The sequence below is a fragment of the Bremerella cremea genome, from assembly GCF_039541315.1.
Classification (GTDB): Bacteria; Planctomycetota; Planctomycetia; order Pirellulales; family Pirellulaceae; genus Bremerella; species Bremerella cremea.
Window position 1 is genome coordinate 2,464,502 of sequence record NZ_BAABFZ010000003.1, and the last position, 19,337, is coordinate 2,483,838.

18 protein-coding genes and 1 tRNA gene are annotated in these 19,337 nt (G+C 56.0%); 10 read left to right on the plus strand and 9 right to left on the minus strand.

Going from position 1 to position 19,337, the window contains the following annotated elements:
- Positions 1 to 24: 24 nt before the first annotated feature.
- A complete protein-coding gene (locus ABD890_RS12275) occupies positions 25 to 699 on the plus strand; it encodes a metallophosphoesterase family protein (protein ID WP_345089445.1) in 675 nt (224 codons plus the stop codon).
- Between the two features lie 209 nt (positions 700 to 908).
- Positions 909 to 2,108 carry a DegT/DnrJ/EryC1/StrS family aminotransferase gene (locus ABD890_RS12280; protein WP_345089448.1) on the plus strand — a complete coding sequence of 400 codons (1,200 nt, stop codon included), beginning with the start codon at positions 909 to 911 and terminating at the stop codon, positions 2,106 to 2,108.
- A 78-nt stretch (positions 2,109 to 2,186) separates the two neighbouring features.
- Here the strand turns inward: ABD890_RS12280 and ABD890_RS12285 are convergent, their stop codons facing one another.
- The gene (locus ABD890_RS12285) at positions 2,187 to 3,260 is read right to left on the minus strand and encodes a DUF1559 family PulG-like putative transporter (RefSeq protein ID WP_345089450.1); all 1,074 of its coding nucleotides are present in this window, start codon (positions 3,258 to 3,260) and stop codon (positions 2,187 to 2,189) included.
- Between the two features lie 325 nt (positions 3,261 to 3,585).
- Positions 3,586 to 4,560 (minus strand): hypothetical protein, encoded by a 975-nt coding sequence (locus ABD890_RS12290; protein WP_345089453.1) that lies wholly within the window; start codon positions 4,558 to 4,560, stop codon positions 3,586 to 3,588.
- Positions 4,561 to 4,793: 233 nt separating this feature from the next.
- Between ABD890_RS12290 and ABD890_RS12295 the strand changes: the two genes are divergently transcribed.
- The 7 genes from ABD890_RS12295 to ABD890_RS12325 all read left to right on the plus strand — a co-directional run bounded on the left by ABD890_RS12295 (position 4,794) and on the right by ABD890_RS12325 (position 10,391).
- A complete protein-coding gene (locus ABD890_RS12295) occupies positions 4,794 to 5,420 on the plus strand; it encodes a hypothetical protein (RefSeq protein WP_345089456.1) in 627 nt (208 codons plus the stop codon).
- A 348-nt stretch (positions 5,421 to 5,768) separates the two neighbouring features.
- Positions 5,769 to 7,049 carry an OprO/OprP family phosphate-selective porin gene (locus tag ABD890_RS12300; RefSeq protein WP_345089459.1) on the plus strand — a complete coding sequence of 427 codons (1,281 nt, stop codon included), beginning with the start codon at positions 5,769 to 5,771 and terminating at the stop codon, positions 7,047 to 7,049.
- 220 nt (positions 7,050 to 7,269) lie between these two features.
- Positions 7,270 to 7,854 (plus strand): hypothetical protein, encoded by a 585-nt coding sequence (locus ABD890_RS12305; RefSeq protein WP_345089462.1) that lies wholly within the window; start codon positions 7,270 to 7,272, stop codon positions 7,852 to 7,854.
- Between the two features lie 23 nt (positions 7,855 to 7,877).
- The gene (locus ABD890_RS12310) at positions 7,878 to 8,606 is read left to right on the plus strand and encodes a putative signal transducing protein (protein WP_345089465.1); all 729 of its coding nucleotides are present in this window, start codon (positions 7,878 to 7,880) and stop codon (positions 8,604 to 8,606) included.
- A 25-nt stretch (positions 8,607 to 8,631) separates the two neighbouring features.
- Positions 8,632 to 9,405 (plus strand): helix-turn-helix domain-containing protein, encoded by a 774-nt coding sequence (locus tag ABD890_RS12315; RefSeq protein ID WP_345089468.1) that lies wholly within the window; start codon positions 8,632 to 8,634, stop codon positions 9,403 to 9,405.
- A 20-nt stretch (positions 9,406 to 9,425) separates the two neighbouring features.
- Positions 9,426 to 9,803: a VOC family protein gene (locus ABD890_RS12320; RefSeq protein WP_345089471.1), complete on the plus strand. Its 378-nt coding sequence runs from the start codon at positions 9,426 to 9,428 to the stop codon at positions 9,801 to 9,803.
- Between the two features lie 69 nt (positions 9,804 to 9,872).
- A complete protein-coding gene (locus tag ABD890_RS12325) occupies positions 9,873 to 10,391 on the plus strand; it encodes a tetratricopeptide repeat protein (protein ID WP_345089474.1) in 519 nt (172 codons plus the stop codon).
- Between the two features lie 66 nt (positions 10,392 to 10,457).
- On the opposite strand, the gene clpP is transcribed toward ABD890_RS12325, so the two are convergent.
- The 7 genes from clpP to ABD890_RS12360 all read right to left on the minus strand — a co-directional run bounded on the left by clpP (position 10,458) and on the right by ABD890_RS12360 (position 18,006).
- On the minus strand, positions 10,458 to 11,048 hold the full coding sequence (clpP, locus tag ABD890_RS12330) for an ATP-dependent Clp endopeptidase proteolytic subunit ClpP (protein ID WP_345089477.1): 591 nt from the start codon (positions 11,046 to 11,048) through the stop codon (positions 10,458 to 10,460).
- Between the two features lie 138 nt (positions 11,049 to 11,186).
- Positions 11,187 to 11,816: a ClpP family protease gene (locus ABD890_RS12335; protein ID WP_345089480.1), complete on the minus strand. Its 630-nt coding sequence runs from the start codon at positions 11,814 to 11,816 to the stop codon at positions 11,187 to 11,189.
- A gap of 363 nt (positions 11,817 to 12,179) precedes the next feature.
- On the minus strand, positions 12,180 to 13,640 hold the full coding sequence (gene tig / locus ABD890_RS12340) for a trigger factor (protein ID WP_345089483.1): 1,461 nt from the start codon (positions 13,638 to 13,640) through the stop codon (positions 12,180 to 12,182).
- Positions 13,641 to 13,889: 249 nt separating this feature from the next.
- A tRNA-Gly gene (locus tag ABD890_RS12345) sits at positions 13,890 to 13,962 on the minus strand.
- Positions 13,963 to 14,287: 325 nt separating this feature from the next.
- Positions 14,288 to 15,406 carry a hypothetical protein gene (locus tag ABD890_RS12350; RefSeq protein ID WP_345089486.1) on the minus strand — a complete coding sequence of 373 codons (1,119 nt, stop codon included), beginning with the start codon at positions 15,404 to 15,406 and terminating at the stop codon, positions 14,288 to 14,290.
- A 62-nt stretch (positions 15,407 to 15,468) separates the two neighbouring features.
- Positions 15,469 to 16,287, minus strand: a complete 819-nt coding sequence (locus ABD890_RS12355) for a hypothetical protein (RefSeq protein ID WP_345089489.1) — start codon at positions 16,285 to 16,287, stop codon at positions 15,469 to 15,471.
- Positions 16,288 to 18,006: a MotA/TolQ/ExbB proton channel family protein gene (locus ABD890_RS12360; protein WP_345089492.1), complete on the minus strand. Its 1,719-nt coding sequence runs from the start codon at positions 18,004 to 18,006 to the stop codon at positions 16,288 to 16,290. It lies immediately after the preceding gene.
- Positions 18,007 to 18,458: 452 nt separating this feature from the next.
- On the opposite strand from ABD890_RS12360, the gene ABD890_RS12365 reads away from it, so the two are divergent.
- On the plus strand, positions 18,459 to 19,313 hold the full coding sequence (locus ABD890_RS12365; protein WP_345089495.1) for a hypothetical protein: 855 nt from the start codon (positions 18,459 to 18,461) through the stop codon (positions 19,311 to 19,313).
- Positions 19,314 to 19,337 lie beyond the last annotated feature (24 nt).

Sequence of the window (19,337 nt, forward strand, 5' to 3'; positions counted from 1 at the left end):
CATAGAGACAGTAAAGGATCACCGTTGCGTAATCTGGCGATAGGCGACGTGCATGGTTGCCTGACCGCACTCGAAACCGTTTTGACGATCGTCCAGCCTCATAAGGACGATCGTCTTTTCTTTCTCGGCGACTATGTCGATCGGGGCCCCGACTCTCGTGGAGTGATCGATCGAATCTTGCAGCTTCGTGAGCAGCACGAGGTGACCTGCCTGATCGGCAATCACGAGATCATGATGCTGACCGCTCGCGAAGACCAAGGGATGTATCTTTCGTGGCTAGGCTATGGCGGCGAAGAAACACTTGCATCCTATGTCGAAGACGACGCCGCGGATGGGAGCCTCGACCTTGTCCCCGAGCGGCATTGGCAGTTCCTGAAATCGATTTGCCAGCCTTACTTCGAAACCGACGACACCATCTTCGTGCATGCGAACGTCTTGCCCGAGGTCCCGCTCGATCGCCAGGACGAGACGACTTTGTTCTGGAACCGCTTCACCAACCGCGGGCCGCATCGAAGTGGCAAGAAGGTGATTTGTGGGCATACCTCGCAGAAATCAGGCCTGCCGCTAGATGTTGGCCACTCGATCGTGATCGATACGTGGGTCTACGGCGACGGTTGGCTGACCTGCCTGGATGTCGACAGTGGTCATTTCTGCCAGGGGAATCAGGAAGGGAAGCATCGACTGGGAGTGCTAGCATAGGGAGTGATTTATCCACTTTCTGTGTGGCAAAACCGCGATATCAGCGAGTGTTCAGCCTTACTTATCTGAACCCCGTCGGTTCCTGCGGCTTGACCTTGACCCTTAATGCCAATCCTCCTATCGTTTTCGCTGACCGTGCCGGCACAAATAGGCAGGAAGCCACCTAAGTGCCGCGTGGACCACGATTGAATAATTCAAGGATGTCAGGGATGACGACAGCAAAGAATGGCATGGACGCGACCGGTGTTTCTCAGGTTCCACTGCTCGATATCAGTCGTGGCAATGCACCGCTGAAAGAAGAATTCATGGCGGCCTTTGAGTCGGTTCTCGACTCAGGTCGATTTCTGTTTGGCCCGGATGTCTTCCAGTTGGAAGAAACCTGTGCGGCCGCTTCGCAAGCCAAGTTCGGTATTGGCTGCGCTTCGGGTAGCGATGCCCTGTTGTTGACGATGATGGCGTTGGACATCGGTCCTGGCGATGAAGTCCTCGTTCCGAGCTTCACGTTCTTCGCCACCGCCAGTTGCGTTTGGCGACTGGGCGCTAAGCCAGTGTTCGTCGACATCGAACCAACCTCGTTCAACATCGATCCTGCCCGGATCCAGGAACAAATCACGCCGAACACCAAGGCGATTATTCCGGTTCACTTGTTCGGCCAATGTGCCAACATGACCGAGATCAACAAGATCGCCGCGATGCATGGCATTCCGGTCATCGAAGACGCTGCTCAGGCCATCCTGGCGGAACACAACGGTCAGCGAGCCGGCAGCATGAGCCTGGCTGGCTGCATCAGCTTCTACCCGACCAAGAACCTTGGCGGGATGGGTGACGGCGGCATGCTGGTCACCAGTGACGAAGATTTCGCTGCCAAGCTGAAGCTGCTGCGAGGTCACGGCATGGAACCTCGTTACTATCATCAAGTGGTTGGCATCAACAGCCGCCTCGATACGCTTCAGGCGGCTGCCTTGAACGTGAAGATGAAGCACATGGTCAAGTGGACCGACATGCGTCGCGAGAACGCTCAGCGTTATCACGAACTGTTCAGCCAGTGTGGTCTCGACCTGGTGTTGAAGCTTCCGACCGAAGAAGCAGGCAACACGCACGTCTGGAATCAGTACACCATTCGCGTACCACGCGGCGGACGCGATTCGCTTCGCAAGCATCTGGCCGATCTGAAGATCGGTAGTGAAATCTACTACCCGGTTCCACTGCATCAGCAGCAGTGCTTTGCCGGCCTGAAAGAAGAACTGTCACCGCTGCCAGAGACCGAAAAGGCTGCCGAAGAAGTGTTGGCGCTGCCGATCTTCCCGGAACTGACCGCTGTCGAACAGCGCCACGTGGTTTCGTCGATCGCGCGATTCTACGGCATCGAAGCGAGCCTCGAGACAACCGCTCGTCGCAAGTCGGCCTAGGCCACAACCGCACAGGTTTAACGAAAAGGCGACGCTTGCAAGAGTGTCGCCTTTTTTGTTTTCGAATGGCAATGCTACTTAGTATTCGCCGACGATCAGGCCATCGTCACGCAGTAGCAAGTTCAGAAACGTTCCGAGCTCGACCCCTTCGGTCAACGACTGGCCGGAACCATCGCACAAGGCAATATTCACAATGCCTGGATGGAAGCTGTAAGGCTGGCTCTTGTTCGTGTGGCCAATGAACTTGTAGATGCCCGGCTGCTCGTCGATGGTCGCTTCCCAGGCCGCTTCGGCGCTTGGGTCGTACGCATTGGTCGGCGTCGATGGATTCGACTCGGTGCCGATGCCACGGTTCGTGCTGCTGGTGCTCGCGGTCAAGTTGTCGTCGCGATAGGCTCGCATCTTCACGCCATCGCCACCGCCGGCCCAGGCCTGATTGATACCGGTATCGGCGACCACTTTTCCTTTGACCCAAAGCTGCGGGGCTCCACCACATTCATAGAACATCAACGTGTTGCTGAAGCCGTCGGTGATCTCGCCTGCTTTGGCACCCTTGTTCCGAGGATCGGTGTTACGCGAGCCGGCTGGGGTCATGGCCGTGTTCATGTTCATCTGCGGCTGGCCCGGCTGATAATACAGCGGGTGCCCAATCGGACGCATCGAAGGAATCCGAGGCGTCGTGTAATCGGTCGCTTGAACCGGGAAGTCACCAGCACTGTCGCTGGCGATGATCGTTCGATCGCCTGGCGAGCTAGGGCACTGAAAGACCGACAGCGCCGTGTTGAACAAGGCCTTCGCTTCGGGCGGCCAACCGGCACCGAGGCTGCCGTTGTACCCGTAAGGCTGACCTGGGTAGACCAATGCATTGAGCTCGTCCGCCAGGCGAGGCTGTTCGACGTACGCCAAGATGCGCCACAGCGAACCCGTTCGGGAATAGGGATAGTAGCCGTAGGTGTGCTCGAAGTTGGTCATCCCGAGCGAGATCTGACGGAGATTGTTTTTGCACTGCATCCGCCGAGCAGCTTCGCGTGCCTGCTGGACGGCCGGCAGCAGCAAGGCAATCAGAATGCCGATGATGGCGATGACGACAAGCAGCTCGACCAAAGTGAACGCGCGCAGTCGTCCCTGGGACCGACTCATTTTTCGGAGCATAGTTGAAGTCTCACTCTTCTAAGTTCGTGGGGTTTGAGTCGAGACGGCCGAGGTGGGGTTTTGGCTCGTCTATGTGAGACTGGCTGCCGACAGATACTCGATCTCAATAACGGGTTGGCGGACGCAATCCTAGCCCAATCAAGGCATCCCACAAGAGGCGAATCGCGCAATGCAGAACGATTTCTTGCAAATCGTAAGTGCCGTTATGCCAACGAGTAATATCTATAGAAAGAACATTGTGGCTCCCATAGAGTTTCTCTTGGGATCATGCCATGGAGCTGTTGGCGTGTAGCCTGAAAAAGTGGTGTCGTTTCAGGCGAGAAGCTTAACGAAACGGCTTCCAGAGTGGCTTTTTAAACAGGCCAGGGCGTTCGGTCTGTTGGGCATCGTCGGCGGCTTCTTCCGGTTTGGAAGCGGTCCGTGGATTCGGAAGCGGTGCGGATGCCGGGGTCCAGCGAGCCGAGTCTTTGCCTCGCAGATCGATCTGGATGTTTTTCTTCTCTTGCAGCACTTCGCCCCGATCGTTGGTGTACCGAACGTGGAGCTGCAGCGATTCGTGCTCTGGCTTCCCTTCTGACCACGGAATCTTCAGATGAATCCCTTTGCCCAGCAGCGTTCGTTTGAGGTACTTGGCCGAGTCGGTGGTGTCGTAGTCCCAGCGCCCGACGAAGGCTTCTTCGCCCGAGTAAGCCGGATCCAGCAGCACAACCGAAACCGGGCCTGGCGAATCGACGTACTGGCCTGCCTCGTTTTGCGGTTCGATGACCACCATCACCCCTTCATCCCCAGGCACGCCGTCGACATCGTAGCCGCCGGTCAGCTTCGGGTTGAGTACCATCTGGGTGATCACGCGGTCGGTAACGACTTCTTCGTTGGGATCAAACTGTTGTAGCACCGGGCCATCGAGGAACTCTGGCCCTGGGGCGACCCCTTCTAGGTCTGGCAGGTCGCTTGATTCTCCCAGTTCGATGACTGGGCCTGAAAGATCGTCGACCCCCGGACGAGACGAACTCGAACGTCGATTGAACGATGGAGATGGCAGCGAGTCGGTCGCGGCACTGGCCGTTCCTTGCGGAAGGCCCAACTGGCGACGGAGGGTTTCGTTTTCGCGGCGGACCGATTCGATCTGCGATTCCTTTTGCTGCACCACATCCTGCAAGGCATAAACCTTGTCTTCCAGATAGCGCAGCTCCGACTCGAGAAGCTGCACCGACGAATCGGTCGTGCGGCAGCCACCAAACATGGCAATCGCGGCGAGGGCAACCAGTGCGAGTCGAATTGGGGTGAAACGTGATAGCACGTCGACGAAACTTTCCCAGGAATTTGGCCGGTTGAGGTGTGGAAAAATTAAAGTTCCGGCCACGCGTGCGGCATAGGTACGAAATATCAGAATCCAGGTCAAACCCAATGCGCCAGTTTGGTTCCCATGATGTCGATGGAATTTGTTTGACTTGGCATCCCGACCGGATAGCCTGATAAGCGAATCCCTCCTTGGCAGGGACATCGCTAGCATCTTGTCCGAGGTCTCTTCTTATGTCGACGCGTACCTTTGTTCTCTCGGTTCCCTCGCTCGATCCGATCCGCGAAGCGATTGCTTCCGGCGATCAGCAACTAGTCGACGCCTTGGTCGAGGTCACGCGTCTGGAATTGGAAGAAGAGTATGGCGAGGAGCCGGACGAAGACGAGCAGGAAGAGATCGACGAGCAACTTGAAGAAGCCCGCGAATCGCTGCAGGAAATGATCCTTTGCGAAACGCCACCCGACAAAGAACCAGGCGAATGGAATTACCTGGTAACCGCGATGATCGATCACCTGAAGTTGGAGAAATTCTGGAAGTACCCGATCAACGAAGACTGGAAGCACTATTACATTTGGGACCCCTACCGAGCCGAAGTCGAAGAGCAGATCGCAGACGATGCCCAGAAACTGCTGCAGTACCTGGACGAAGGCCGCCCGCTGCGTGGCAAAGCGATCGAGCACGATGGCTGCGTGTTCGCGTGGTTGTCGCTAGCCGAGGTCGAGACATTGCTGGCCGCACTCGAGCCGGTCGATCCGTCGAAGTTCAGTGATGAATTCTTTCCTGACTTTCACGAGCAACTGCTCGGAACGCTACGAGGGATCTCGAAGCGGAAGCACGAGCTGTTTCTGAAAGCTCACTAGTCGCTCTAGCAATTGAGAAGAGTCTATCGTGAATGCGCTGCTAGCCTTGCAGTGCATCGTGGGCGAATGCAGGAAGGAAGCCCTTTGTTTTGCTGGGTTCTCTTTCGCCAGCACAACAATGATTGAAACCAGCGTTTCGCCACGCCGATTCTATACTGCATCCCCACTGAGAATTCGTTCAGTTGAAGGAATTATGAAACTAGCGAGTTTCAGATGAAAATGCATAGGTCTCTCCAGTGGCTAACGACGCTGGCTATCCTTGTCGTTACGCAGCCACTTTTCGGGCAGGATATTGTGCCCGATTCCGATGTCGAATTGCGCTTGTCGCAACTCGAAGCGGAAATACAAATGCTTCGCAACCAAGTGAACACCCCTTCCACCGGCACTGTCCCGGCGCAAGAGGCAGGCTGGGTCGTAAACGCCGACAATATTCTGGTCCCTTGTGTCGACTGCGCACCGGCCGACAAAAAGAAGTATCCAACCGTCCAGCTGACCGGCTTCTTCCATCTCGACTCGGTCTGGTTCGGGCAAAGCGGCAACAACCTGGCAACGGTTGGCGACCTGCAAGATGGTTGGGACTTTCGCCGCGCTCGTTTGGCGGGCAAAGGCAATCTGGCCGAAGACTGGTCGTACATCATGGAGTTCGACTTCGCTGCCAGCCAGGCAACGTTTGTCGATTTGTGGGTCACTTACTCGAACGCTCCCCTGCTCCAGAACATCCGCATCGGTCGTTGGCGTCAGCCTTATGGCATGGATGAATTGACGAGTATCCGCGAAATTCCTTTCCTCGAACGCTCGTCGAGCTTCTCGATGGCGCCGTTCCGGCAAACGGGCATCGGGTTCTTTGGGAACAACGAAGCCGAGTCGGTGACCTGGGCGAGCTCGGTGTTCCGGTACCCGAGCGATGGCTTCGGCGACAATGCCGGCGACGATGGTGGTTATGCCGGCGCTGGTCGTATTACGGCATTGCCGTTCTATGCGTGCGAAGGGGAACAACTGATTCACGTCGGTGCCGACTACTACTATGCGAACCCCTCGCGAAACTCGGTTCGGTTTGCTTCGCAGCCTGAAATCCAGGTAGTCGATACCGCCCCGAATCCAAACATCAGCGTGCCACCATTTGTCGATACCGGCAACGTGCCGGTCGATTACGTCGACTCGTTCAACGTTGAGCTTGCCGCCAAGTATGGTCGCCTTGTGATGCAGTCGGAAGCGCGCTGGACGACGCTCAATCAGCGTGGTGGCGGACCGACGCAAACGATCGAAGGTGCCTATGCCCAAGTTCGCTATAGCCTGACTGGTGAAAGCCTGCAGTACAACAAGAAGAGTGCCGTGTTTGGTCGCGTCGTACCTTTCCACGACTTCGATCCTTACTGCGGCTACTGGGGTGCCTGGGAACTGGCGGCACGCTATTCGTTTGTCGACTTCAACGGCGATTGGCTTTCGGCCAACACGCCACCTAGCCCAGGGCCAGGTCGTCAGATGAACGACGCTACGCTGGGCTTGAACTGGTATGTGAACGCGCACACCAAGTTCCAGTTCAACTACATCAACTCACGTTTGAATGATCCGACGCTCGGCGTCAGCTCGGCCGATATTTACGCCATGCGTTGCCAGATCGACTTCTAATCCGCGAGGATGGAACGCACGCTTACCGACATCAGGTCGCCACTTGGGGCGGCCTGATTTTGTTTCGAGGCGGCTGTTAAGCAACACCTCTCATGGATGGTAGTTTGGCGAATTCGTTTGACACGCCCTCGGAAAAGGGTATTTTCGGGACAACCCCCATGTGGATGTTCTGCCCCCTTTCTAAAGCGTGGACATGTCAACGCGAACCGAACTTATCTCTTTGCCTTCGATACAACCGCTTAAGGTGGCCGTCGCCTCGGGCGATGAAGATCTGGCCGATCACCTGACGCGGCTCATCCAGGACGATCTTGCTGCGCTCTATGGCGAAGACGATGTCGACGCCGAAGAACACGACGAGTTTCAGGCGATGGTTCAAGAGATGATCTTGAGCAAGTCACCACCTACCGAAGAGCCAGGCACCTGGCAGGCACTCATTCGGCGGCTGGCAGTGCTCTGGAAGCTGGACGTTAAATCCGACTACTCGTTCAACCAACGTGGCTGGCATCATTACGGTTGCTGGGGACCGTATCGCAAGATGCTGACCGGCTGTATCACGGTCGATTCGTTAAAGTTGCTCGAGTACCTCGACCTGGGGCGGCCACTCCGGGGCAATACGGTAGAAGACGATGGATGCCTGTTCGCGTGGCTCGATCCAGACGAAGTGATTCGCCTCGAGGAAGAGCTTTCGAGCCTGGAGGAATCGGCGATCGTGATGGAAGAACTGCAAGACTTTCACGAGTTGCTGACCGAGTGCTTGGATGAAGTCGCCCAGCAGCAGCACGCTTTGCTGCTCTTGGCAAACTAAACGAACCGGAACGAGAGATTTACATGGCCTCCGAGTTTCAACGTGTCGCCAGCTTTGGCAACCCAGCGGAAGCACATCAATTGAAGGCTGTGCTCGAGGAGCAAGGGATCCGCGCCTTTGTGGAAGGAGACGAAATCAAAACAGCTCTCAGCTACATTGGTGCCATTGGTGATGTCAATGTGATCGTCTCTTCGGCCGACATTACCGCTGCGGCGGAAGTACTGGAGCAACTGCGACAGGAAGCGGACCATCCTCCTGGAGAAGCCTGGTTTTGCGGCGAATGCCAAGAGGTCGTCGACGCTGGGTTCGATGTGTGTTGGAAGTGTGGCGAGAGTCGCGATGAAGTCGAAGCAGAGATGCCAGTGACCGCCGGCCATCACGTCGCTTCCGACGGTAGCGAATTAGACCAAAACGTTCCCCGGCCTGGTTTCTCGGCGAGCATCGACGCGGCCAATCCGTTTGCTTCGCCGCGAGAGAACAATCGGGGAGCCTTGATGCCCGGCAAGCTCGACGAGGTCCAAGACGAAGCAGAAGCAATGTTGAAGCGAGCCTGGCGGGCTTCGATTTTCGGACTGTGTGGTCTGCCGATATTCGCCAATCTGTATTCGATGTATCTGCTAGTTCTCGCACTTCAGCAGACGCAGCAATTCACGCCGGAAGGGAACACCCGCTTCTATCGAGCGTTTGCATTGAATATCGTGGGAGGAGCGTTCTGGGGCGTGATTCTCATGGTTCTGTTCTTACGATGGTGACAACCGCCTGGCGAAGCATGTCGCGATGCAAACCTTTTTACCATCCCGTTGCCTGCGCCCGTTCATTCGGCACTATTGGCTGAGCCATAACAGTCCGGCGACGACGCATTGCATTCTGCCAGATGGTTCGATCGACCTCGTGGTTCAGTGGAACGGAAACGAAGTCGCGAGTTGGTTGTTTGGTACCTCGACCGAAGCGACCGACATCTCGCTGGGGACTGGTAACCATTATTTGGGCATTCGCTTTCGCCCAGGACAGGCTCGGCACTTCATCGACATCGGAGCCCAGGCACTGACCGACAACGCGGAAGAGGCCACTCCCCTGCTCCGCTTTTCCCTGGAACCATTATGGGACGCGCTCGACGACGGCTCGCATGGGAAGCTGCTCGATGGCATGTTGCAGCAACACCTACATCACAGCTCGCCGGTTGAGAAGCCAATTGACGCCGTGGTCGATTGGATCGAACGCTCGCGAGGGTCGGTCTCGATCGCCGAGGCCGCAGGCATGTATGGCAAGAGTCGTCGCCAGTTGGAGCGTGACTTCCTTGACCTGGTGGGCGTGTCGCCGAAGCTGTTTGCTTCGATCGTGCGGTTCGAGCAGGTCACCCAGCTACTGCGTCAGCCGCAGCTTGCTTTGGCGAGTGTGGCTTTGAACTGCGGCTTCACCGACCAAAGCCACATGACCAACGAGTTTCGCCGCCTGGCAGGCTGCACGCCAAAGCGATACCGCCAGCAGCATGTCGCATTCTTCCAAGACGGTGCTGACGCGTCTGCCCAAAATGACTCCTTTCACCAGTAAGTTGGTTCAGGAGATTCCCAATGAAGCTTTGGTGCGGAGTCGTTACGGAAAAGATCGCCGAATCGAAGGCGTTTTACACACAGCTCTTTGGCTGTGAGATCTTGTTTGATGAAGACTGGTTCGTCCTATTGAAGCTAGGCACGAGTGAGCTTGGCTTTCTGTTGCCGGGCATGGAAGGCCAGCACCCGCTCTTTCAGCGCGCTTATGCCGGCGAAGGGATGTGGATCACCATCGATGTCACCGACGCCCAGGCCGAACTGGCCCGGATTACGTCCCTGGGACAAGCGATCGAGCAATCGCTGCGAGACGAACCGTGGGGTGACCGGCACTTTGTATTGCGAGATCCGAACGGGATTGGAGTCGACATTGTGCAGCGGATTACGAGCCCAACGGAATGACGCCGACGGGCGGTTGTGATACGATTCGGCGAACTGGTTGCGTTTCGCTTTCCTGCTAATGGCTTCTCGATGTCACGCCCCCCTGTCTATCGCCCGATCTCCTGGTTGGGAACGATTCCTCAGATCGTCGTTTACAGCGTCGTCTGCGGAACGGTTTATGCGATCACCGGCAGCGTCGATTGGGCGATCTTGATCGGGATGCCGATCATGTTGATCTATTCGATCACCAGCCGTTACGTGGTGCCGTACCATCACCGCCAAGGCGTTCACCTGATGAGCCAGTTTCAGTTTGAAGAAGCCCTGGTCGAGCATCAGAAGAGCCTCGAGTTTTTCGAGAAGTATCCTTGGATCGACAACTTTCGAGCGGTCGTGCTGATGTCGCCTTCACCGATGAGCTACCGCGAGATGGCCCTGTGCAACCTGGGGAATTGTTACCTCCAGTTGAGCCGTTGGCCTGAAGCGCAGTCGCACTACGAACAGGCCCTGAAGATGGGTCCGAAGAATCGCCTCGCTCAACAAGGCTTGCGATTGGTCGAGAGCCAGATGGACGGCGATGCGGCCGAAGGCGAGCCGGAAGAAACGCCTTAGCGAATGAAAAAAGCCCACACCAAAGTGCGGGCTTTTCTATTCAATTCGCCGAAACGAAAGCAACGCTTACTTGCTTTCCATGTGCTCGACGACCTGATCGATCAAGCCGTAGTCGGCAGCTTCGGCGGCGCTCAGGAAGCGGTCGCGATCGGTGTCGGCTTCGATCTGTTCGATCGGCTTGCCGGTGTGCTTCAGCAAGATCTCGTTCATACGCTGCTTGATGCGCTTGAACTCGGTTGCGTGAATCAGGATGTCTTCGGCGGTACCCTGCATACCGGCCAGCGGCTGGTGGATCATGACGCGGGCATTTGGCAACGCGTAACGCTTGCCGGCGGCACCGGCGGTCAGCAGAACGGCACCCATCGAAGCGGCCTGACCGATGCAGTAGGTCGCCACGTCGCAGGTCACAAACTGCATGGTGTCGTAGATCGCCATACCGGCGCTGACGCTACCACCAGGGCTGTTGATGTACAGGTTGATGTCGGCCTTCGGATCTTCCGACTGCAGGAACAGCATCTGAGCGACGATCAGGTTGGCAACTTCGTCGTTCACGCCGGTTCCCAGAAAGACGATGCGGTCTTTCAGCAGGCGAGAGTAGATATCGAAAACGCGTTCTTCACGACCGCTTTTTTCCACCACGTAAGGGATCAGAGGCATGGTATAGACTCCAGTTTCTGGATGTTGGATTCGGAATATCAGATCAAATCAGGAATGATGTTGGTGTGGGCCTGGGTGCCGTTGGCAGTGGTCCGCTCGCCTGGCTGACGAGAGTACCCGTTCCCATGCCCAGTCGACTTAGTCCTCTTCACCGGCCTGATCTGCAGGCGGCTTGGTGAGGATCTCGTCGACAATCCGATATTCCTTGGCCTCGGTGGCGTTCATGTAGTAGTCGCGATTGACGTCTTTGGCGATCTTGTCGATTGGCTGCGAGCAGTGATCGGCCAGGATCTTGTTCAGCTCTTCACGAGTCTTGATGATCTCGTTGGCTTGAATTTCGATGTCGCTCACCTGGCCACCGACACCGCCGTGTGGCTGGTGAATCATGACCTTGGCGTGTGGCAGGATGAATCGCTTGCCAGCGGCACCGCCGGCCAGCAGGATCGCACCACCACTGGCGGCCAGACCGACGCAGTAGGTTGCCACTGGGCACGACAGCATGTGCATGGTGTCGTAGATGGCCATGGTCGCGGTGACGCTACCGCCAGGGCTGTTGATGTAGAAGTGGATCGGCTTGCGGCGATTCTCACTTTGCAGGTAAAGCAACTGCATGACCAGCTGGTTGGCGTTACCGTCGTAGATCTCTCCTTGCAGGAAGATGATCCGGTTTTCCAACAGCAGATCGTTGATCGTCATCTGACGCTGCCGCTGGTATTCAGAGGCCATCGCCATAGGCTCGGCAGAGGCATGAGGAAAATGAGAAAACATGGTCGTCGATCCTTCCATTACAACGTGCCGTCAAGGACGCCGCGGCACAGGACTAGTCCCCCTGCCTGCCCGGTCCGCTTCGGCGAAGCAAACTACGAGAAGTACCCTGATACACGGTTATTGTCTCTAGTTACCAGGGGAAGACAACCGTAGAAGACACTTGGGGTTGGGGGCGGCGAAATTTTTGTACCTTTGCTAATCGGTATCAGCCGGAATATTTTAACATCGCTAAAGATTCCAGGGCTCCGCCGTGCGATTTGACGGGGCTTTGGCCTCTGCGTGCGGCGACCCGCGATGCCCCTCAAGAAACAAAAAAAGCCCCGATGCTGGCATCGGGGCTTCTGTTTTGATTCGCGTGCCGAACTATTCGGCAGCTTCTTCGGCGGCAGCCGGAGCGGCGTCTTCGCCTTCACCACAGATCAGGATGTTGACGGCAGCGGTGTTGCTCTGCTGCAGGTCGGCATCCGTTTCGGTGTGGGTGGCTTCGCCGTTGATCAGGTCGATGACCTTGCGTTCGATGATCTGGTTCCGCAGAACGTCCATCATGCCGCCCTTTTCCAGTTGGGCACGGATGCGACGTGGCGATTCACCACGCTGCATGGCGATCTGCATGACTTCGATATCGTAGTCTTGCGGCGTGTCTTCGATGTTTTCTTCTTCCGCAATGCGTTCCAGGATGAAGTGTTCCTTCAGGGCCTTGCGGGTCGAAGCCATGCTGTTCTGACGCAGTTCGTTCTCGTGAGCACGAATGTCTTCTTCACCGAAGCCAGCCGAACGGAGTTCCAGGATGGCACGTTCCAGTTCGCGGCGGGCCTGACGCTTCAGCAGTTCTGGTGGCAGTTCCCAGTTGGCGTCCTTGGTCAGCTGCTCGGTGATCTGCTGACGCAGACGCTGCTGCTGGTGGTAAGCCATCTGGCGTTCCATGTCCTGCTTCACGTAGTCACGCAGGTCGCCTTCGCTTTCAAAGCCGCCGATCTGCTTCAGGAACGCTTCGTCCATTTCAGGCAGTTCGGTACGCTTGACTTCGAGGACTTCGATTTCCATTTCGACCTGCTTGCCACGCATTTGTTCGTTGGCAGCTTCGTCCGAGATGGTCAGCGTGACGGTCTTCTTATCGCCAGCCTTGGCACCGGCCATTTCCTTGCCGAAGTCTTCCCACTTGGCGTCCTGGAAGCTCAGCTTTTCACGCAGACGAATGGTTTCTTCTTCGGCGTGTGCCAGCTTCTGACCGTCGTGCTTGAAGGTCAGATTGCAGACCAGGTAGTCGTCGGTTTCGGCGGCACCTTCGTGTGGAACCAGCGAAGCATAACGACCCAGAACCTGTTTCAGGTGCTTGTCGATGTCTTCCTTGCCAAATTCCTTGCTTGGCTTTTCAAGCTGCAGGCCCTTCCACTTCGGCAGATCGAATTCTGGACGAACTTCGATGTCGAATTCAAAGGTCAGCGAGCCTTCTTCAGGCAACTCGATAGCCGAGTAGTTGAAGTCTGGTTCGCTAATGGCCGAGAACGATTGTTCTTCGGTCGCTTGGGTCATGCTGTCCATCAACAGCGTACCTTTGACCTGATCCTTCACTTCACTGCGGAAGCGCTTTTCGACCAGCTTCTTCGGAGCATTGCCCTTACGGAAACCTGGCACGGCCGCGTTGGGGATCATGTCTTCGATGGCTACGTCGAAGTAGCGATCGATATCTTCACGGGAAACAGTCACCGTGACGTGACGCTGGCAGGAGCTCGGAGCATCAACCTTAACGTCCAAGGTCAACTTCTTGGGGGCTTCTGCTTCGGCGACCGCACCTTCGGTGTTTTCGGTTTCAGGCGAACTCATGCAACGATTCCGCAAAATCTGGGGTGAAAAACAAGAAACCCCGCGACTGGCAGGGGTTTGTCAGGCAAATGACTTCATTGCAGAATGGGTGGGCTTCTCCTCACCCACGCCGCGAGACTCGTCATTGCGTCTCAAATGAAACGTGGCGATGTGGCAAAGCGTTTGCCAAGAGCCACATCCACCAGATGTTCTTCTGCGGTAAGCGTCACGATCGATTTGACTCGCCGGACGCTGCAGAAAAAAAGGAAGAGCGGGTGAACGGATTCGAACCGTCGACAACAACGTTGGCAACGTTGTGCTCTACCAACTGAGCTACACCCGCAAACAGGAACCGAAATTCCCAAATCTACATAGGGAACGTCGTTCCCTCATCTAGGAAAGACCCAGTTTACCGAAAAATCGGGACCGGTCTACCCGGGGCAAACAAATTTTTGCTTGCCAGAGAAAGAAGTATGCCCCATGGCCTGGGTGTTGTCAATTTGGGGTAGCTCTTTCTCTGCCAAGATCTTCAGATTTCGGCATTTTGGATCGCTAGCGTTTCGTGGTCAGGCCTTTGGTTTCCGACATGAAACGAACGAAGCCGACCTGCGAGGGTCGGCTTCTGGTGGATCGATGCGGGATGAAGGGTGAGGCCTTACTCCAGGTCCTTAGTCGAGGACATTTGGCTTGGGCCCGGCCGGCTTGGGTGGCGGCTTAGGGGCGTTTGGATCGGGCGGAGGTGGTTCGGGACCGAACTTCACTTTGCCACCCACCCAGGTCGTATAGGTCCATTTGGCATCGACGGGAGTCCAACCTGCCAGGTAACCCATCTCGTCGGTGACGTGACGGGTTTCGACATAGGCTTCGTAACTGTCGGGCAGGACGATGAACTTGAAGTAGAACTTGGTTGGATCGACCTGGCTCAGCAAGCGGCGAAAACGAGAACGCGGGTTTTGAATCTCCGCGATCTTGAAGCCCTGGTCTTCTTTCGGTTCCAGGCGAAGTCGTGGATCACGACCAGCCGCGTACATCGAGATCCGAAAGTAATCGTCGGTCATGGGACGATCGTTGAAGTCTTTCACAAACTTCTCGGCGTCGATCCCCTGCTTCGGATCGGAAACGTACTTTCGCATGCCACGTTCGGCCTGGTACTCGGTTCGTTTGCGAGCGGCGTCACGTAATGGTTCGTCGATAATCGGATAGACCTGGTTACCAACGCACAAGAACGTCGCTTCCTTGATCCCTTCCGGTGCAGGTCGTGGGTCAGGAAGATTTACGATCTTGGCCGGCTTCTGAGCCCGGGGTGGCGTGTCGTCGAGGGTTGCTTCCAGCTTGGCGATCTGATCGATCATGCTGTTCAGCTCGCTCGACAGTTTCTCACGCTGTTCTTTGTTGGCCTCGGCCTTCTTGGCCATTTCCAACGCGTCTTTCTGGGCGATCAAAGCTTTGTCGAGCGCACCTTGTTGCGATTTAAGGATCGCTTCTTTGGCAATCGATTCCGATTGCAGACGCTTGATTAACGCTTCAAGATCTTGTTCGTCCGGGTTCAGTTCCTTGAGGTCGGACTCAACCTTCAGTTTTTCTTTCTGGGCTTCTTCCAGGTCCTTGATCAGTTGTTCCAAGGCCAATGGATCGACCCGCATGCTGTTCGCGATCTGTTTGACCGACTCTTGCATACCTAGCTGCACCACAACCAACACGATGATGAGAATACCCACCACGTTGAACATGGTATCGAGCAGCGAGTCGAGCCCTTCGTCTTCTTCGGCGCCTTTTCGCTTAGCCATGGTCTTCGATTCTGCTTATAGGTTTCCGCTTGGGACTGGCGGCAAGCATCAGTCCCCCTCGGTTACGAGTTCTTGGCTTGTTTGGTGAAGTAGCTCAGGTCGACGCGACCATCACCGATGACCGGCAACTTACCGTTTTTCACTCCCTTGGAGTTGGCAAAGTTGCGAGCCGTGTTGTAAGTGGAAAGGCCGTCGTCGCGAATCAAAAAGACGAGTGTGCCATCTTTCTGATTCTTGACCTTCTCCAGCATCTTGGCAAAGTCCGGATTGGTATTCAATTCAGCCGTACGAACTGGGATCGTCTTGCCATCCTCGTGGATCACAATTCGACCGTCGTCGCATTCGATGAACGAAGGCTTGAATCCGACACCGCTACCGCCAGGCAGAATCGAAACTTCCGACTCCTTCGGGGGCAGCTTGCGTTCGTCAATCTGCTTTTGAAGCTGGGCGATTTTCTCGCGACGGGACTTGGCCTCTTCCTCCATTTTCGAGATCTCTTCGGTCTGGGCCGCCACGTTCACCTTGGGGCCTTCGATCGAGATGTTCTGGAGTTGCGACTCGGTCTTTTCCAGCTTCGCCAGAAGTTCTGCCAGACGCTTCTTGGCGTCTTCCAGTTTCTTCTGTTCGCTCGACTGCTCGCGTTTGAGTTCGGCTTCCTTCTTCTTCAGCTCGTTGCGGAGCTTTTCGAGTTCGGCAGTATCGGTGGCGAGCTGCTCTTCCTTCTTCTGATATTCGATCGCCTGATCGACGGCGTCATTGTCCAACGACTGCACGGCGATTGCGGCGATGATCATCGTCAGCGTGCCGATCACACAAGCCAGCACACTGAGGAAGGGGAAGAGCGAGATGTCTTCCCCGGTGTCCTTGTTGCGCTTGGCCATTTATCGTCTCCCGTTGCGGCGAGTCTTGGCTTTGCTGCCACCACCGAATCCGAACCAACCGCCGCCGCCACCATTGGCACCAGCCGTTTCGACCTGCTGTACGACGACCGTTTCGTTACCCAACTTATTGAGCACTTCGGCCAGACCACTGAGGCCCTGTTCGACGCCGCCGAGATACTTCTCGAGACGATCCGATGTGTCGGTCATTGTTTCGTTGACCTTGATGTGCGAATCGACCGCGGCGCTGGCCAATTGGCCAAGCGTGTTCTGCAACTGAGCGGCCACTTCCTGCATCTGGTTCAACTGATCCTGCATCAGCGTCTGTTGTTCTTCCTGACGCTTCTGCATGTCGACTGTCTTGGCGCTAACCACTTCCATCAGCTTGTTGGTGGTCTCTTCCTGGCTGTTGAGGATTTTGCCGTTGATTTCGTCCCAGCCCTTCGAGGTCTGTTCGGTAATCGTTTGGCCGACTAACTCCAGCTTCTTCACCCAAGACTCAAGCTCGGCTTGTTGGGTGGCCATCGCCTCTTCGACCGCACGGCGGAAGATCTTCGTATCGTAAGGCGAGTTCGGCTTGTCTTCGACCTTTTCACGGCCGTCGACCAGGCGACGCAAGAGGTTTTCGTTGCAGTATTCGTCGACCCAGTTCAGCACCCCTTCTTCGCTCTTCTGCAGCGAGGACATTGGGAACTTGATGATCATGCTCATCACCAGAGCGACCAGCGTGGTGTTAAACGCCGTACCCAGACCGCTGAACATTTCACGCAGCGAGGCGAGCAGTTGTTTAGGATCGTCGCCCGACAAGGCACCGGCAAGCGAGGCCACCGCGAGACTGATACCGAGCACCGTCCCGATAAAACCCATCGTCGGGATGGCCCAGATCAGCACCTTCAATGGCGTGTAGCTCGAGGCCACGTTGTTCGAGTCGATTTCCGACTGCGAAGCCATCATGGTTGCGGTGTCCGAAGCACTTTGACGCACGCGGAAGTGCTGCAAACCTCGCAGCACGCGGTTGATCAAAAAGCTTTCGCCATGTTCGCCTGGCAGGCCGCGGATGTTTTCGACGTAGCGGTCGAGCGTGTCGACGCGGATTTCATTCGAGATATCGGTCGGCAGAACGTCCATCAGCAGATAGTCTCGCTGACGAGCGATCTTGCGATGCTTCTTCCACAGAATGGCGATCGCCCAGAAGAACAGGAACGTACTGAGGGCCTGAATAATCACCCCCTGCATCCCGCCTTCCCAGAAGAGGCCGCCAATGTAGGTCCCTTTGGACGGATACATCAGGCCCATGAAGACCAGCATCGAGACAAAGCCGATCAGGCCGGTGCTCAGCAGGCCGACGTCGCTGGGGTCGGTGAACTCGCCACTTTCGGCCGAGGTATTGCTGGCCGCGGCTTGCTTCTTAGCGGCAGGAGGGGAGGCTGGCTTTTTGCCGGCATTACCCTTTGCTGGGGCGTTACGGGTCGAAATCGATTCGGTCTGCAGATTGCCCAGATCGAGACCACCCAGACCCCCACCCCCACCACTGGAGAGCGGGTCGTTGGCTAGGTCGGGCAGCGAGGGGGAATCAAGCGACGGCAATTCTTCCGGAACATCTTCAACGCGAGGAATATGGACCGTCTTCTTGCAGTAAGGGCAATTTCGCTTCTGACCAGCCAACTCTTGACGGACCTTGAGCGACTGGCCGCACTCAGGACACTTGAACTTGAAATACATCTGGACCTCGAGGGAAACGAAGCGCGACGACAGGTCGCAGGCGAGATTAGGGGGCGGAAATTAGCCAGGGCGATCCCGAGAGAACCTCGATCGATCGTTATCGGTGCGGATAGGAAATGATTCCGGGGTGAGATCGTTTCACGCACTACTGGCCTTTATTCGAGTTCTTATTGTGATAAGCAAATTATTCCCGATTAGGAGGGTTTGGGGAAAAATTTGGTCAAAACTTGAAATCCTTTACTTCGATTATCGATTGTTCCGTGTGTAACGGAGGAAATCCAGCCACACGCATTGGGTAAACGGGGAAACGAGCCGATCGCAAAAAACGGAAAAGAACGCGACTTATTGCTTTTCAGCCCTTTTTTCTAAAACCACACCCCGATGGTGGATCGTCTTACCTGAGACCGAGAGTACGTTCGCGTTGGTTGCCTTCCCCATATCGGAGTTCGCCTATGTTTCGCCTGGCTGCGTTGGTTGCTTTGATTTTGGTTACGCTGACGGTTGGCTGCGATGTCGATTCGATCCAATTTCGGCGGACCTCGCCCGACCTCTACTACCAGAACAATCCGGTGGGTGAAGACTACTTCCGAGAGCATGGAACCTACCCCCGCCAATACACCGCCTCGTTGCGGCATCTGAACTCGGGAGGTGTCCGACTTCCGAATCCTCTTCAGAAAGTCGAACAGCTATCCATCCACCAAATGCCAGGCGATGACGAGTACCTGCTAACGCACTACCTCGGGCGAGAATTCGACGGCGACGATCTTTGCTACGCCGAAGAAGGTCAGCGAAGGACCATCAAAAATGGTGATTGGTTTCCCTATTACGGACACGTCTTCGAGGTCCAGATCGAACGAAACCGTTCGTTCAATATGGTCGACCGGACGACCGATCTGTCGAGCGACTGGCGACCATCGGAAGATTGTCGGACGTTGGTCCGGGGAGAAGTTGCCGAACTGTTCGGCAACGAGGAGTTTTTCCGCCAGCCACGACAGCGACTGGAAACGACTCGTGAGCAGGTCACTTTGCTCTCTATTGCCGCCGATGGATCGGAAGCCCAGATCGGTCGCTGCACACAAACGCTGCGTCGCGACGATAGATTTGTTCCTCAATCGGAAGATGGGCCAACCACGGAATTGACGATCCGCCCAGGCGATCAACTTGACATCCTGGGACACCAAGTCCGAATCAAGCAGATCGTTCCACCTGCCGATGCCGACAGCGACGTGAAAGTAGTCGGCTGGATCGAACTTGAGAAGGTTGGCGGAACGTCCGCTCCGCTGAGTCACCAGGCACGCACCCCATAGGTACGTGCGGAATTGCCAACAGCC

Bases quoted from the DNA above. Each gene is read 5' to 3' on its own strand.
- ABD890_RS12350 (WP_345089486.1), bottom strand. From the start codon at position 15,406: ATGGCTAAGCGAAAAGGCGCCGAAGAAGACGAAGGGCTCGACTCGCTG.
- ABD890_RS12280 (WP_345089448.1), top strand. From the start codon at position 909: ATGACGACAGCAAAGAATGGCATGGACGCGACCGGTGTTTCTCAGGTT.
- ABD890_RS12335 (WP_345089480.1), bottom strand. From the start codon at position 11,816: ATGTTTTCTCATTTTCCTCATGCCTCTGCCGAGCCTATGGCGATGGCC.
- ABD890_RS12285 (WP_345089450.1), bottom strand. From the start codon at position 3,260: ATGCTCCGAAAAATGAGTCGGTCCCAGGGACGACTGCGCGCGTTCACT.
- ABD890_RS12310 (WP_345089465.1), top strand. From the start codon at position 7,878: ATGGCCTCCGAGTTTCAACGTGTCGCCAGCTTTGGCAACCCAGCGGAA.
- ABD890_RS12365 (WP_345089495.1), top strand. From the start codon at position 18,459: ATGTTTCGCCTGGCTGCGTTGGTTGCTTTGATTTTGGTTACGCTGACG.
- clpP (WP_345089477.1), bottom strand. From the start codon at position 11,048: ATGCCTCTGATCCCTTACGTGGTGGAAAAAAGCGGTCGTGAAGAACGC.
- ABD890_RS12360 (WP_345089492.1), bottom strand. From the start codon at position 18,006: ATGTATTTCAAGTTCAAGTGTCCTGAGTGCGGCCAGTCGCTCAAGGTC.
- ABD890_RS12295 (WP_345089456.1), top strand. From the start codon at position 4,794: ATGTCGACGCGTACCTTTGTTCTCTCGGTTCCCTCGCTCGATCCGATC.
- ABD890_RS12315 (WP_345089468.1), top strand. From the start codon at position 8,632: ATGCAAACCTTTTTACCATCCCGTTGCCTGCGCCCGTTCATTCGGCAC.
- ABD890_RS12320 (WP_345089471.1), top strand. From the start codon at position 9,426: ATGAAGCTTTGGTGCGGAGTCGTTACGGAAAAGATCGCCGAATCGAAG.
- ABD890_RS12325 (WP_345089474.1), top strand. From the start codon at position 9,873: ATGTCACGCCCCCCTGTCTATCGCCCGATCTCCTGGTTGGGAACGATT.
- ABD890_RS12355 (WP_345089489.1), bottom strand. From the start codon at position 16,287: ATGGCCAAGCGCAACAAGGACACCGGGGAAGACATCTCGCTCTTCCCC.
- tig (WP_345089483.1), bottom strand. From the start codon at position 13,640: ATGAGTTCGCCTGAAACCGAAAACACCGAAGGTGCGGTCGCCGAAGCA.
- ABD890_RS12300 (WP_345089459.1), top strand. From the start codon at position 5,769: ATGCTTCGCAACCAAGTGAACACCCCTTCCACCGGCACTGTCCCGGCG.